The following is a 13653-nucleotide window of genomic DNA, read 5'->3' on the forward strand; positions in this document are numbered from 1 at the left end:
GAGCATGCAAGAGAAGGCATCGCGCACAGCCAATACCGGCCCATGCCCGCCCACCGCAGGATTTTGCCAAACGAAATTCCAGGCCGGTCTCCGGGCTCGCGCGTATCGAGGCTTTCACCTTCCCATGGCCGTCTGGCCACAGTGGTGTATCGAAAGCATCACGCGCATACCGTTGCGGGGGCAGCACCGGACTTGTTCGAAAAGAACGTACCGGTTTCCCGTTTCACCCCATGCACGGCGGCATGGGACACCTGAAACTGGCCGGCATCTGAACATTCGACAGACCGTTCGTCAACTTGCCGATGAGTGCTCCTCAATCTGGATCTGCCAGTACCACCTATGGACGCCTGAGCGATCGCTTTGATCTGAATGGCTTGCCGACGTTCGGCCCTATATCCTGCACGCCTGTGTGATGGAATGACTTAGGGAAGAATTGCATGCCGTTCAGGGTGATGGTGGTCGGTGGTTACGGAAATTTCGGCAGCATCGTGTGCCGGCATCTGGCGTTGATGCCGCAGATCGGCCTGGTACTCTCCGGCCGTGATCCGCAAAAATTGCAGCGCAAAGTCGATGAACTGAATGGTCAATCGGGCAATGTCTGCGAAGGCTGGTGCGGCGATGCCATGGGCGCCGATTTCAAAGACGCATTGCGGGCGCTGAACATTCAGTTGGTCGTCCACACCGGCGGGCCGTTTCAGGGGCAATCCTATGCCGTCGCCGAGAGCTGCATCGACGCGGGCGTGAACTACTGCGATCTGGCCGACTGCCGAACTTTCGTCAATGGCATCGACGTGCTCGATGCGCGGGCGAAACTGGCCGGCGTGGCGATTCTCAGCGGTTGCAGTTCGGTCCCAACGCTGTCGTCGGCAATCATCGATGAACAGCGCCAGCGCTTTTCCCGCATCGACTCGATCGAACACGGCATTTCCTCATCGGCGAAAATGCCGGGGCTGTCGACCATCGAAGGCGTACTCGCCTATGCCGGCAAGCCGATCAAACAGCTGAAGAACGGCAAGGTGCATGAAGTGTCCGGCTGGCTGGACCTGACCTTGCGCAAAATGCCGCAGATGGGCACCCGGCTGCTGGCCAACGTCGATGTCCCGGACATGGACATCTTCGCCAGCCGTTATGGCGCGCAGACCCTGAAGTTCAAGGCCGGCGCCGGGCTGAAACTCGGCGGCATCGCCAACGGCTTGCTGGCGCAGGCTCTCAAGGTGGGGCTGGTGCGCGACCATGCGCTGTGGGCCGGCAGACTGCATCGACTGGGCCTGCGCTTCGAGCGTTTCGGCGATGGCAAAAGCGCGATGTACATCGACGTTCGGGGCCTTGGGTTTGACGGCAAACCGCTGTCGATGACCGCGCAACTCACCGCCCTGAACGACAAAGGCCCGGAAATCCCCAGCTGCGCCGCCGTAGCGCTGGCCACGAAAATGGCTCAGGGCTACGTGCCGACCGCCGGCGCCCGACCTTGCGTGGGCGAAATCAGCGTCGCCGAGTACATGGCCGCGATCAACGATCCCGACAACCTGAGTCTGGCCGTGCACTTCTCGGACGGGCAGCGCTGACATGCTCTATCTGTGCCTGAAGTACCTGCACATCATCGCCGCGATCTTCCTGTTCGGTTTCGGCATGGGTTCCTACCTCTACCTGATCGCCGCCAGCCGCACGCGCAATCCACAAGTGATTGCCCACGTTGCGCGCATGGTCGTGGGCTTTGACACCTGGATCACCACACCGGCCGGATTCGTGCAGATCATCACGGGTTATCTGCTGATGCGACTTTCGGGGTTGTCGATGAGCACCGAGTGGGTGCTGACGTCGTTGATCATCTTCTTCTGCGTCGGCTCGTTGTGGTTGCCGGTGTTGCTCCTGCAGAAGCGCCTGTATGTGTTGGCGTCGACTGCGGGCGAGGTGGGGGGCGGACTTGATGAACAATATCAAGCGGTTTACCGCAAATGGTTCTGGATGGGCGTGCTCGGGTTTGCCGGGATGTTTGTCATCGTCCTGATTATGGTGACGAAGATGACGCCCCTGCAGTTGTTCAGCTTGCTGACGTAGAGGCCGTTGCTTTCAGAAAGCGCTGTTCATGATCCGGGGAGGGCAGCAGGCAAGTGTCGTACTTGCCGAACAGTCGGTAGCGGTTCAGCGCGATGCGGTCGTAGGCCCAGTCGCGCAGGCCGCGAGGGAGTCCGCGCAGCAGTCGCAATGGCTGCCAGCGGGCGGGTAATTGGCTGATGACTTCGAGGAACGCGTCTGAACGTTCCCAGTAGTGGCGGTCGCGGATGACGGCCATGGTGTCGAATTGGTCGATGGGCAGGCCGGCCCACGCGAGCAAGGCCTGTCCTTCCGGCGACTGCACCGCTGCCAGACGCACGCGACGTTGATGATCGTGGCGAATCAAAAAACGCGCCCAGCCATTGCAGAGTTTGCACACGCCATCGAACAGGACTACGGATTCGCCGGGGTTGAGGAACGGGGCGGGGGTTGGGCGGGTTTTTGAGGTGGGCATTGGGTTGGGTTCGGGAGATGCTGGAGTGCTGCGATCATAGCCTCAGAACGTACGATCTGCGAATGGCCGTATTCGCTGAGAGCCGGGCGCGTGCCTGACCCCCAGCGCTCAGGCACTCCGAGAGAACATGGATCAACTACAGTTTCCTTTACCTACCGTAAAGGAAATTTGTCCATGGCAGTGGATCAGGATCGTTTTTCACGCGCTTTCAGTTTTGTTCTCAACAATGGCACAGAGTTGTTCCCGGTGAGAATGAAACGCAGGGATACCGGCGTGGTTGCCTATCGCATATCAAAAGGGGGAACGGGCGGAAACACATTGGAGGCAGGAGAAGAGGTTGATGAAGAGACGATGATTCATAAAGTCTTCAACCTTGGCTATGCGGTCCGGTGCTCTTCGGTCGATGGGAGTACTAGCGGTTTATACAAACCAGGTGGGCATTCTGTACGCGAGGTGCACCGTCACGTGCCGGGTCGAACCAGATGACGTCAGAAAGATAGTACTGGGCTTTATTGGCAGAAAAGGAATGGCGGGAATTTCAGGATTTCGGAGAATGCGGGATTTATGCGAGCCATTCAAAGTGGGCGAGAGCGCTCGGCACGGAACCAAGCGCTCAGGGTAGGGCGGGGACTTATTGCTCCACCCTGACGTTTCAGCCTTTGTTCGCGTTTAGCTTGCGCAGTTCTTCGTAGGTCGCCGACTGGACGAACCAGAAGCCGGAAATGATGCACCAGCACAGGGTGCCGGCCACGAAGATACCCAGTGCCGGGAGGAACCCGCTGGTGAAAATCGCGACGATAGCGACCAGCCAGATGAACGCCAGGGAGAGATAGAGGACGGTGTTGTTGACGCTGATGACGAAGTCTTTCACGGGGCATATTCCTTGCAGGATGTAGAAAAATTCCCCCTCTCCGGGGGGCGAACGCATGCTATCACATTGCCTTCATGGTTCAAGGAAGGGGAACTTTTTGCCGGGTGGAATGGGGAAAGATTTATTTATCAGGCGACCGGTCGCTGCTCGACTAAAGCAGACACCCAATGCAATCTTGATCCCTTTGTGGCAGCAGCCAGAGACCCGCCACAAAGGGATTACCCATCAATCCACCGGCACAACATTATCCAGTGCTTGATTAACCGCCAGTTCCCCCAGCATCACCACTTGCGCAATCCCCAGCGCAGTTTTGCGGTGGCCTGGGTCAAGGAGGGCGGCGAAGTTGCAGAGCATTTCGGTGGCTGAGCTGAGGGACTCGCTGGCGTTGACGAGCAGGGACTCGCTGTCGTAGTCGGAGTTGGCCAGAAACATGGGAGCGTGTTTTTTTTCGCTGCCCATGATGCGTTGGGTTGGCGTTAGGTAGTAGTCGAGGGCGCGTTCGGCCGCGTCGTTGAGTGTTCGGGAATCTGGGAATTTGTAGGGTGAAACTGGGTCGGTTTCTGGTGGGTTGGGTGTGACTTTGAACATAGATGACACTCCTGGGAAACAATTGAGGAGCCATCACGATTCGCTACCAAACGAAGGGTGGCGGCCATGCACAGGTTGGTAGACCGGTCCAGGAACCCGGCGCGCCCGAGGACGCCCTACGCATGGCCACCATAAAACGGAGATCAAGAGGTACGATCTCTGAGAGAGGTGCGCGATGCGCCTGGAAATACCGGGCTACCAAACCCGATCACTGTTTTTCAGTGACCCGGAAACGATAAAACCCGCGCCCCAGACGCACAAGCCGGCGGATTCTGGCGTAGTCGTAGGCAATGGCGCAAGACGTTGTAGCCTTGAGCCGGTAACGCGGCGTGTCTTTTAAACAGTGATGGAAAACTCGTAAACACGCCTCATCAACACGCCGTTCAAAATGGCATGCGTCAATACTCAGATCATTGCGTTGGAACCCTCACGCCAAGGTACGCACCAACACTAAGTTGCAACCCAAAAAGACGAGGAAGGATACCCATGTCAGTTCATCCGATTTTGTTTCTGGGCGGATCCGGCGCCATCGGCCACCGTTCTGCCGAAGCGTTGCGTGCTGCCTATCCTGAGGTGCCGTTACTGATCGGCGGCCGCGACCTCGCCAAGGCTCAACAGGCTGCCGAGGAAATGGGCGGGGCGCAGGGCGTAGTCATTGATCCTGCTGCCGATGACCTGGGGCTGGGTGATCGCCCGGTCAGCGCCGTGGCGGTTTTCTATATGGATCATTCCCTGGCCGGACTGCGTTTCGCGCAGCAACGCAAGGTGCCGCACTTGAGCATTTCGTCCGGCATTTTCGAGATTGCGCCGCAAATCGCCAGTTACATCCATCGCCCTGACGCATCCCCAATCGTGCTGGGTTACGAATGGATGGTGGGCGCGACGACGGTGGCGGCGCTGCACATTGCTGAGGCGTTTGCCCGGGTGCGCGATATCCGCATTGATGCGCTGGTCGACGAGGAGGACGGCGGCGGGCCGACCGTGGCCAAGGATTTCGAGCACCTGAACAAGATGCTGCCCGCCGCCCTGACTCGGCGCGATGGCAATTACATCTGGCGTGAAGGTGAGGAGCAGAGCGTCAGCTTCCGTGCGCTGGACGGCACGTCGATGCAAGCCTCTGGCTTCTCGTCCATCGATGTTAGCGGGCTGGCTGCCGCTACCGACGCGCCAAATGTGCAGTTCAATCTGGCCAGCGGGGTCAGTTCTTCGCGGCGCGCGGGTCGGCCGATGTCGACTGAGATCCTTATCGAAATGGTCGGCGAGGATCGCAAGGGTCGGACGTTGCACACACGGCATGCCGTCGTTCACCCGGCAGGTGCCGCAGCGTTGACAGGGCTTAGCGTGGCCATGTTGCTGGAACGACTGCTCGGGCTGGATGGCAAGCCACCCACTCCGGCAGGTCTGTACTTCCCTTATCAGTTGCTCGATGCCGGTGCGTACCTGGAGCGTCTGAGCAAAGAGGGCGGTGAGTTGCTTGAATTGAAAGTGCAGTAAGGCAAGTTTCCTTCGTTAACGCCGATCGTTCTGATAGATCCGCTGGCGAGCCTTGATGTGCTCGCCAGCGGGCATTCGCGCTCAAGGCGAGTGCCAAAGCCCACCATCCGCCACCGGCACCTCACCCAGATCATAAGGATTGATCCCCTCAAGACACCCCACATTGAAACCAAACTCATGCGGATTGGTGCTGCGTCGATGATGGGTGTAAATGCCGCAGTTACCGCAGAAAAAATGCTCAGCCACTTGCTGGCCAAAGCTGTACTTCAACAACGCAGACTTACCGCGAATGACCTTCAAGTCCGTAGCCGGCACCGCTGCGACGATCGCGCCTCGGCGTTTGCAGAACGAACAGTCGCAGCGGTGGGGCGTGGGCAGGCCTTCGGGCAAGTGGATTTCGAGGATAACGGCGCCGCAGTGGCAACTCGCGCGGTGGTCACGGCGGATCAGCGTGTTGCCGATTTGTTTGAGCATGACTACGCCTCCATCCAGTCCACCGTTGCCGTTTCGCGCCATTTCACCTCGGTAATGCCGAACCGCTCGGCCTGGGGTTTGGAGATGACTTTCAACGGTGGCTTGCCAGGTTTGGGAATCGGCGCAATGCCGGCATCGCAGCTCGCCCAATGCCATGCGTCAGCATTGCGCATGGTTTTCGCGCGGATGACGAATGATTTTGGCTGGCCGTGAAGTTTGTATTCGATGACGAAGATGTCGACGTTGCTCATGAGTTCCTCCTTACGCTCATACGCAAATGAGTTTTGTCGACGAAAAAAATTCAAAGGATTTTCGCGGTTTGTTTCAGGCCGCTGGCAATTGTTTTGCTTTGAACGGTTGGAACCGGCGGTGGCCTAAAGATCGAGCGTCTGCCAGGCAGATACGCGGACGAACAGTCTCAACGAACTCACCCCCGGAGGTCCCGGTGAACAAGACGATCAGTGCCGAGGATCTGGATATTCTGCTCAAGCACAACGATGACGGTTCCCTGTTCAAATGGCTGCTTGCCAGTTTCCTGATGGGCAAGCGGATACAGGCCGAAATTGCCGCCGAAGCCTATCGGGTGATTGCCGATAAACACGGGCGCGATACACCGCGCAAGCTGGCTGCGTGCAGCCACCGTGAACTAGTCGCGATGCTCGGGGAGGCGCATTACGTGCGTTACGACGAGACCACCGCAGTGCGGCTGCACGCCTTGGCACGCAAACTTAACGATGAGTACTCGGGCAAGGTCAGCCATATGGTCGAGGCCAGCGCTGACCGCCAGGCGTTTGAGAAACGGCTGGCGGAGTTCGACGGCATCGGTCCGAAAACCGTGGAAATCTTCATGCGCGAAGCAAGCGCTGTACTTGGTTTTTGATCGCAGGCAGCAATCCAGTCACGGTCACTGCCGGGATCATTCGCAGGCTACCTGACTCGACGACCAGAACGATTGATCGCCAATAGGCACAGCCCGACCAGCAATGCAGCGCCTGCAACCAGGAGCGCCGAAGGTTGCATCGGTTGGCGCAAGCCTGCTGCTGTATGCCGCTGCGATATCGCCCGAGGTCGGGTTTCAATGGCTATTTCGTCAAGCGTCTGCAATGGCGTAATGACCTCTACCTGAAACGGCATTTCCTCGATGCTCAGACGCAGGCCGTCTGTCAGCTCAAGTGTCCGTGCGGTGATAGTGCCGACGATTCTGTCCGGATAAACCGGATCACCATTGGGATCGAGTTGGTCATACAGGAATTTCTGCCCTTCGAGCCAGCCCACGGCCGTTTGCAACTCGGGGCCCAGGTAATACTTGCCGTCGAGGAAAAACCCAGCAAATTGCGGCGCGCGCTCGACGCTTTCAATGCGATAACGCTCACCCGGTTTCATACCGGTTTCAAGGGCAATCATGGTCAATCCCTCCGCTGTAGGTTCAGCGGTAGAGAACAAGGATCGACCGTCGTTCCATGTAAAAGAGGAAAGGTAGCGGTTGTCCCGGAACGGACAGGCAAACGGTGAAAACAACTTCGTCCGGTGAAGGCCGGGCGAAGCAGCAGCGCTACAGGTCCAATGCTTTCGCCATGATGATCGTGCGCTCCGCCCCGTGGAACTCGTCGCGGATTTTCTGAAAGCCGAGCGAAGCGTAAAAGCCCTCCGCGGTGATTGAGGAGGGAACACGAAGCACCTCCACGCCTGCGTCGAGTGCGCTTGATTCAATCTGCGCCATCAGGTGTCTTCCAATGCCCTTGCCCTGATAGCGCGGGTCGACAAATACGCTGCGGACAACGTCCTTATCCATACTTGCCGTTGCGACGACTCGGCTGTCGATTGTTGCGACGAGTACCTGGCGTTCGGTCAACCATTGAAGGATCGCCTCAGGCGTAAAGTGTTGCGTCACTTGATTGATGATTTCCGGAGAATAATCCTGCGCATTGGACTCGCGCAGCGTGTGGGTGATGGTTCGACTGATGGCCGGCGCATCTGTATGCGTAGCCTTTCGAATCAGGTAATTGATCAAGCCAGCGCTCTCCCGATTTACGGCGTGGGTTGTTCGATCCGGTGCCTAATAGGCGATTCACAACGTCCGCGCTGATCAGTCCGGATCACTCAGGAGAGCAAACGCACACCCGAGCGGATCAGCCCCTTTGACGTCAATTCCCGAATCTTTTCCCGCAATGCGTCGCGCTCGGCCTTGGGCGTTATCGGATCGGCAGTCAGATACTGCCTGTCGCACCACGATTCGATTTGGCTGATCCAGTAATTCTGTCCGGCATGCCCCGTGTCGAGGCGGCTTAACAAGTAGCCGACTTGTTGCCAGGTCGGCAGCAGTTGGAAAATGGCGCTGCGCCGCGCCAACGGGAGTTCATGCCAGTCTTGATCAAGTTTGGCTTTCACTCCACGGATCAACAGCGGCCAGGACACTTTGTCCAGTCGCGCAATCACCACCGAAAAAACTTTATCCGACGGATCGTCGAGTGCCGCGAACAGTTCAGGCAATTGATCATCGCGAAGCAGGCGCGCTGCTGCCTGTCGCACGGTGACAAAAGCCGAGCGTAATGCGCGGGCATGCCAGTGCTCTGGCAACGTGTCAGCGAGTTCATTGGTCAGGCCGAGCACGCCCAGCCAGTGTTGTTTTGCTGTGGGCAAAGGTTGACTCAAGCGCTCGGCGAGGACCGTATGCGCCTCAACGTCGTTACGCGGTGCGGCCCACAGTGCCAGATTGCGCACCGCGGGTGACACATCCAATAAGGCTTCGCGCAGAACAGGTTTTGGATCGGCGAGGAGCGGGAGCAGCGCATACAGCACGAGCGCGCGGATTTTGGCGCCCGGGTGTGACATCGCTTCAAGCAGCAACGGCAGACGTTGTGCCGCCGGCAACATCGCACTCGCCGGCACTGCCATCAAGCGTACGGTCAACTCGCGATGCGCCAGAGCACTGCGCAGCAGGGTTTCGGGATTTTCAGGGTTTTCCAGCAACAGCGTAAACAGGTAGCGCGCGGTTTTACCCTGACGATGCAAGAAGTCGGCATACACCTCATCCCGGCATTCCGCCGATTGCAGCAGTGCGCGCACCGTCGACAGCGTCTGGCTGTGGTCGACCCGGCGTTGCGCTGCCAGTGCCATCAACGGTCCAAGGGCGGACAACCAAGCCTGAGTGTGGGCGGGCGACAAGTAGTGTTGCAGGCCTGCCGCCGCGAGGTCGCGCACCTGCGGGACCCAATCGTTCAGGCGTTCGATCAACACCGCCAATGCTTCGGCAGACGCTTGCCTGCACATTTCTCGCACAGCGACTTCACGAACAAAACCGTTGGCGTGATTACTTACGTCTGCCCATGTGCCGGTGCTGCCGACGTGAGCGAGTATTTCCAGCGCCTCGTTGCGTCGGTAGTCCTCATAAGTGGCAGGCTGTCCTTGCTTGCGTGCCAACCGGGTCAGCCAGTCTTGTGTGGTGTTCATCGGGCAGTGCGTCCTTGCGGGGGCAAATTGTTTTGCGCAAAAGCGTCAGCCTACGCGACTGGCGCCCGAGCACAAAATATCTTCGCTGCCATCCGGGCAGTGCGACGAGCCACGGCGCGTCGCCATAATTCAGGATGGATTGTCCATGGCCCAGACACACCTTCGCCCGACACAGGCCGGGCGAAGGTGCACAACGCAATCGCGATCAATAATCCCAGATCGCCGGAATCCAGCGAAACGCCTCGCCATTCACGGCAACACGGCCCACCGATGGAAACGGCAGGTGCGTGGCGACAAACAGTTCGCCACTGGCCGCAGCTTCCTGCAATAGCCGGACGCGCACGCGCACCGCTTCATTCGGGTCGTGCTCGAAGCCGTTGTGCCAGTCCGGGTGGTCGAAGGCCACCGGGAACAGGGCGTCGCCGGCGAAGGTCAGGCGTTCGTCGCCGGAGCTCACGTAGACCACGCAGTGGCCCGGGGTGTGGCCGCCGGTGAGTTTGGCGACGACGCCAGGGGCGACTTCGAACGTGTCTTCGAAGATCCGCAGTTTGCTTTGATATTGCTGGATGAACGCGTTGGCGGTGGAGCGCAATACATCCGGCACCGGTGCGGGCATGTCGGTATAAGTGAAGTCCGGCGAGGTCCAGAAGTCGACTTCGGTGGCGGTGACGTGGATGCGCACGTCGTCGCGCAGACGGTTTTTCACGGTGTCGACGAGCAGGCCGCCGATGTGGTCCATGTGCATGTGGGTGATTACGATGTCGGTGACATCGCGTAGGTCGATACCGGCCGCCGCGAGGCGTTTGGGAAATTGTCCGGCGCGGGGGAACCCGGGGAACTGCCCGCCGAGGCCGGCGTCGACGAGGATCACCTGTTCGCCGCTACGCACCACCAGCACGTTGAGTGCCCAGTCGAATGCGTCGGGGCCCAGATACATCTCCTTGAACCACGCAGCACGGGCTTCGGGATCGGCGTTGGTCGACATGGTCTGGGTCGGCAGCGGCAGGACGCCGTCGCTGATCACCATCACGTCGATGTCACCCAGGCGCAGCGCGTAGCGCGACGGCACCAGTTCTTCGGGCGGGGTTTGCAGGGTTGCGCTATTGGCGGTGAAGGAATCCAGATGCACGGTCATGGTGTTCTCCTTGTACTCAGGCAAGACATCGGTTCGAGGTTGAAGGGGGGCGATCAAGCCACCGGAATTGCCGGGTCGGCAGCGGCCAGCGCGGCGCTGCGCTCGGCGGCCGGCGGGTAGATCCACACGCTGTTGATTTGCGTCTTCAATTCTTTGGCTTCGGCTTTCACCAGTTTCAGTTGGCGATCCCAGCCCTCGGTGTACACGGCGCCCCAGGCACCCAGGTCAAGGCAGGTAACGTACTTCGGCTGACGGTAAGTGGTTGGCGCCACGCCGAGCAGATCGGCGACGGCGTTGTTGCCAGCGTGACGACCGAGGCTGATGGCGTGCTGGCAAGACATCACCGAGAAGTTACCGACGTCGTCGGTGGCGGCGCGGGCGACATCGCCGGCGGCGAATACGTGATCGAGACCTTGCACTTTGAGGTTGCCATCGACGTGCAGACGACCCTGGACGTCGCGTTCGGCGTTGAGCTGTTCAGTCAATGGACTGGCGCGGAAACCCACGGTCCAGATCACCGTGTTGCTTTCGATGTGGCGGCCATCGGCGAGAGTTACGCCGTTGGCATCCACGCCGGCGACCGAGGCGTCGACGATCCACTCAATGCCCAGTTCTTTCGAGGCTTCGATGATGGACGGGCGAATCCCGTCGCCCATGGTCGCGGCGATGTCTTTGCTGCGATCAACGATGATCACTCGAACGTCTTGACCCTCACCCAGAATGGCGCGCAAACGGGCCGGCATTTCGGTTGCGGTTTCGATCCCGGTGAAGCCTCCGCCGGCGATGACCACAGTGTTGCGGGCCTTGCTGGCCGGCTGACTGGCCAGCGAGATCAGGTGGCGTTCCAGCCGCGCCGAAGATTCGATCTGGTCAACGTCGAAGGCGTGTTCTTTCAGGCCCGGCACTGGCGGACGGGCCAGTTGGCTGCCGCTGGCCAGCACCAGGCGATCGTAAGAAAGTTCGCCCGGGCGACCGTTTTCATCGCGATAGCCGACGCGACGTGCCTGGCCGTCGATGCTTTCAGCGGTGCCTTTGACGAAGCGCACACCGACAGCGTCGAAAAGTGCGTCGAGCGGCGCATACATGCTGTGCACGTCGGGTTCGTAGAAACGCGGACGGATGCGCAGTTCGGCTTGCGGGGCGAGCAGAGTGATCTCCACGTCGTGACGGTCATGCATGTCCAGCAAACGCGCGGCGCTCAACGTGCTCCAGAGTCCGCCGAATCCTGCACCGATCACCAATAATTGCTGTTTCATAAAATGCTCCCTGACGCTGATGGTTGGATAAACCGAGTCGTGGTTTCGACTCTGGCGAGACGATCACTGGCCGCCGCAAACTGCTTGCCGTACTGCATGGCGCTTAGTCGCCCGCTGTCGAAAACAATGCTATGGCGTCGGGGCTGCGGGCGCAGTTGTCCATCGGTGTGCGTCGATTACGCATGCGTTGAGGGGAGGTATACGAAGGTATCGAACTGTTGGCGCTGCCGAAGGCGGCGATCTGTTGATCTTGCTTTTAAAGGGCAACAGCAAAAGATCGCAGCCTTCGGCAGCTCCTACGCGGGAGGTGTTTTATTCAGGGTTTGTTTGATATGGCTGAGCAAGTCATCAGCCTGGAAGGGCTTGGGCAGGCAAGCCACCACTCCGGGGACTCGGGTGTTCACGTCATCGGGATGAGCAGTGACGAAAATCACCGGAATGCGCCAGCCTTGCGCGTGCAATGCCTCATGGAGTTGCAGGCCGCTCATGCCGGGCATCTGGATATCGGAAATCAGGCAGTGCGTCTGCGAGGGGCCTGTTGATTGAAGAAACGCGCAGGCGCTGGAATAGCTCAGCACCCGGTAGCCACTGGCGCGCAGCAAGCTGTTCAGCGCACTGCGAATGGCCTCGTCGTCGTCAACCACTGCAATGACAACCGTGTTGTGCATAAGGCTCCCTGGCCGGATGGGCACGCGTTACGACTCCTGTCGTTCTTGCACCATACGCCGTCCGCACTGGCGCAAAACTATACCTAGGTATAGTCGGTCGAGACCCTTTGACTCTCAGCCGTTCGGGCCATCAGCCTTCACGGCTGAAGCGGCTGCGGTAATCACGCGGTGAAATCGACAGGTGCCGCTGAAAGCAGGCGCGCAGCCGCTCTTCGTCACCAAAGCCGCAGAGACGCGCGACCTTGTCGATGTTGTGCGCTGAGTTTTCCAGCAGACGCTTGGCCGCTTCGAGGCGGAACAATTCGATGGCTTTGGACGGCGTGCGGCCGGTGCTCTGTTTGTAGACCCGGGTGAAGTTGCGCAGGCTCATTCTGGCCTGCTCGGCGAGACGCTCCACACTCAGCTTGGGATCGCCGAGGTTGTCCATCAGCCACAGGTGCAGTGAGTCGAACAACGGACTTTCCTGCACTTGCGCTTGCAGCAGCGTGCTGTATTGCGCCTGACCACCGGGGCGCTTGAGGTACACCACCAGTTCGCGAGCGACCTGCAAGGCCACTTCGCGGCCGCCATCAGCCTCGACCAGCGCCAGCGCCAGATCGATACCGGCCGTGACCCCGGCCGATGTCCACACCGAACCTTGCTGGATGAAGATCGCATCGGCATCCACCTCGATTGCCGGGAAGCGCTCGCGCAACGTTTCGCAAATGGCCCAATGCGTCGCGGCGCGACAGCCGTCGAGCAGGCCGGCCTTGGCCAGCAGGAATGCGCCGCTGCACACCGAGACCACGCGTTGCGCGCTTGGCGCCTTGCGACGCAGCCAGTCGGTCAGTTGACCATGCTCGTCGAGGGTCTGGCAGATGTCCGGTGCACCGGGGACGACGAGGGTGTCCAGCGTGGCAATGTCCAGATCGCGTAGCGCGCGGGTGTCCACGGCCAGACCTTCGACGGTGTACACCAAACCGCCGTCAAGGCTGGCGGTGTGCAGTTGATAACCGGGTTGACCGCGTTCGGCCAAGGCTTTGCTCGCCGCCCAGAACACCGTTTGTGCGCCGCTGAGGTCGAGCAGGCTCATGCGCGGGTAGGCAATGAACACCACGTCGCGTGATTGCGCGGCAGAAGTGCGAGGCTGTGGGAAGGCGCTGGACATCAAAATCTGCCTGTTCAATCGGCTGAAGTGGGGCGGAGGCGACATGGCCGATTTTCAGGGT

Annotated in this window: 17 protein-coding genes and 1 riboswitch; of the genes, 5 read left to right on the forward strand and 12 right to left on the reverse strand. The window is 59.6% G+C overall.

Annotated features, from left to right (window positions below; all coding sequences use genetic code 11):
- Positions 1-63: 63 nt before the first annotated feature.
- Positions 64-270, reverse strand: a riboswitch (cobalamin riboswitch).
- A gap of 167 nt (positions 271-437) precedes the next feature.
- Together PspR84_RS13135 and PspR84_RS13140 are read left to right on the forward strand one after the other, a co-directional pair.
- Entirely contained in the window at positions 438-1565 is a 1128-nt protein-coding gene (locus PspR84_RS13135; protein WP_160057580.1) for a saccharopine dehydrogenase, read from the forward strand.
- 1 nt (position 1566) lies between these two features.
- Positions 1567-2058 (forward strand): DUF2269 domain-containing protein, encoded by a 492-nt coding sequence (locus PspR84_RS13140; RefSeq protein WP_160057581.1) that lies wholly within the window; start codon positions 1567-1569, stop codon positions 2056-2058.
- On the opposite strand, the gene PspR84_RS13145 is transcribed toward PspR84_RS13140, so the two are convergent.
- Complete coding sequence (locus PspR84_RS13145; protein ID WP_160057582.1) at positions 2042-2509, reverse strand: thiol-disulfide oxidoreductase DCC family protein; 468 nt, start codon at positions 2507-2509, stop codon at positions 2042-2044. The two genes, PspR84_RS13140 and PspR84_RS13145, sit on opposite strands and share 17 nt — an antisense overlap.
- Positions 2510-2683: 174 nt before the next feature.
- Here PspR84_RS13145 and PspR84_RS13150 point away from each other — a divergent pair, with 174 nt between their 5' ends.
- Complete coding sequence (locus tag PspR84_RS13150; RefSeq protein ID WP_160057583.1) at positions 2684-2995, forward strand: hypothetical protein; 312 nt, start codon at positions 2684-2686, stop codon at positions 2993-2995.
- 166 nt (positions 2996-3161) lie between these two features.
- Here the strand turns inward: PspR84_RS13150 and PspR84_RS13155 are convergent, their stop codons facing one another.
- Positions 3162-3380 carry a hypothetical protein gene (locus PspR84_RS13155; RefSeq protein ID WP_007916145.1) on the reverse strand — a complete coding sequence of 73 codons (219 nt, stop codon included), beginning with the start codon at positions 3378-3380 and terminating at the stop codon, positions 3162-3164.
- A 225-nt stretch (positions 3381-3605) separates the two neighbouring features.
- Positions 3606-3968, reverse strand: a complete 363-nt coding sequence (locus tag PspR84_RS13160; protein WP_160057584.1) for a hypothetical protein — start codon at positions 3966-3968, stop codon at positions 3606-3608.
- Between the two features lie 486 nt (positions 3969-4454).
- On the opposite strand from PspR84_RS13160, the gene PspR84_RS13165 reads away from it, so the two are divergent.
- A complete protein-coding gene (locus tag PspR84_RS13165) occupies positions 4455-5462 on the forward strand; it encodes an NAD(P)-dependent oxidoreductase (RefSeq protein ID WP_160057585.1) in 1008 nt (335 codons plus the stop codon).
- Positions 5463-5543: 81 nt separating this feature from the next.
- Here the strand turns inward: PspR84_RS13165 and PspR84_RS13170 are convergent, their stop codons facing one another.
- Positions 5544-5936, reverse strand: coding sequence for a GFA family protein (locus tag PspR84_RS13170; RefSeq protein ID WP_160057586.1), 393 nt, complete (start codon positions 5934-5936; stop codon positions 5544-5546).
- Between the two features lie 2 nt (positions 5937-5938).
- A complete protein-coding gene (locus PspR84_RS13175) occupies positions 5939-6187 on the reverse strand; it encodes a DUF6555 family protein (protein ID WP_016984867.1) in 249 nt (82 codons plus the stop codon).
- Between the two features lie 194 nt (positions 6188-6381).
- Here PspR84_RS13175 and PspR84_RS13180 point away from each other — a divergent pair, with 194 nt between their 5' ends.
- Positions 6382-6816, forward strand: coding sequence for a DNA methylase (locus tag PspR84_RS13180; protein ID WP_160057587.1), 435 nt, complete (start codon positions 6382-6384; stop codon positions 6814-6816).
- Between the two features lie 47 nt (positions 6817-6863).
- Here the strand turns inward: PspR84_RS13180 and PspR84_RS13185 are convergent, their stop codons facing one another.
- The 7 genes from PspR84_RS13185 to PspR84_RS13215 all read right to left on the reverse strand — a co-directional run bounded on the left by PspR84_RS13185 (position 6864) and on the right by PspR84_RS13215 (position 13592).
- On the reverse strand, positions 6864-7340 hold the full coding sequence (locus PspR84_RS13185) for a short chain dehydrogenase (RefSeq protein WP_160057588.1): 477 nt from the start codon (positions 7338-7340) through the stop codon (positions 6864-6866).
- Positions 7341-7488: 148 nt separating this feature from the next.
- Complete coding sequence (locus PspR84_RS13190; protein WP_160060081.1) at positions 7489-7944, reverse strand: GNAT family N-acetyltransferase; 456 nt, start codon at positions 7942-7944, stop codon at positions 7489-7491.
- A gap of 92 nt (positions 7945-8036) precedes the next feature.
- A complete protein-coding gene (locus PspR84_RS13195; protein WP_160057589.1) occupies positions 8037-9386 on the reverse strand; it encodes a PBS lyase in 1350 nt (449 codons plus the stop codon).
- A gap of 205 nt (positions 9387-9591) precedes the next feature.
- On the reverse strand, positions 9592-10521 hold the full coding sequence (locus PspR84_RS13200) for an MBL fold metallo-hydrolase (protein WP_160057590.1): 930 nt from the start codon (positions 10519-10521) through the stop codon (positions 9592-9594).
- 53 nt (positions 10522-10574) lie between these two features.
- Complete coding sequence (locus PspR84_RS13205; RefSeq protein WP_160057591.1) at positions 10575-11777, reverse strand: NAD(P)/FAD-dependent oxidoreductase; 1203 nt, start codon at positions 11775-11777, stop codon at positions 10575-10577.
- A 296-nt stretch (positions 11778-12073) separates the two neighbouring features.
- Positions 12074-12445: a response regulator gene (locus tag PspR84_RS13210; RefSeq protein ID WP_160057592.1), complete on the reverse strand. Its 372-nt coding sequence runs from the start codon at positions 12443-12445 to the stop codon at positions 12074-12076.
- A 130-nt stretch (positions 12446-12575) separates the two neighbouring features.
- On the reverse strand, positions 12576-13592 hold the full coding sequence (locus tag PspR84_RS13215; RefSeq protein WP_160057593.1) for a GlxA family transcriptional regulator: 1017 nt from the start codon (positions 13590-13592) through the stop codon (positions 12576-12578).
- Between the last annotated feature and the right edge of the window lie 61 nt (positions 13593-13653).

This window comes from Pseudomonas sp. R84 (genome assembly GCF_009834515.1).
Lineage (GTDB): Bacteria > Pseudomonadota > Gammaproteobacteria > Pseudomonadales > Pseudomonadaceae > Aquipseudomonas.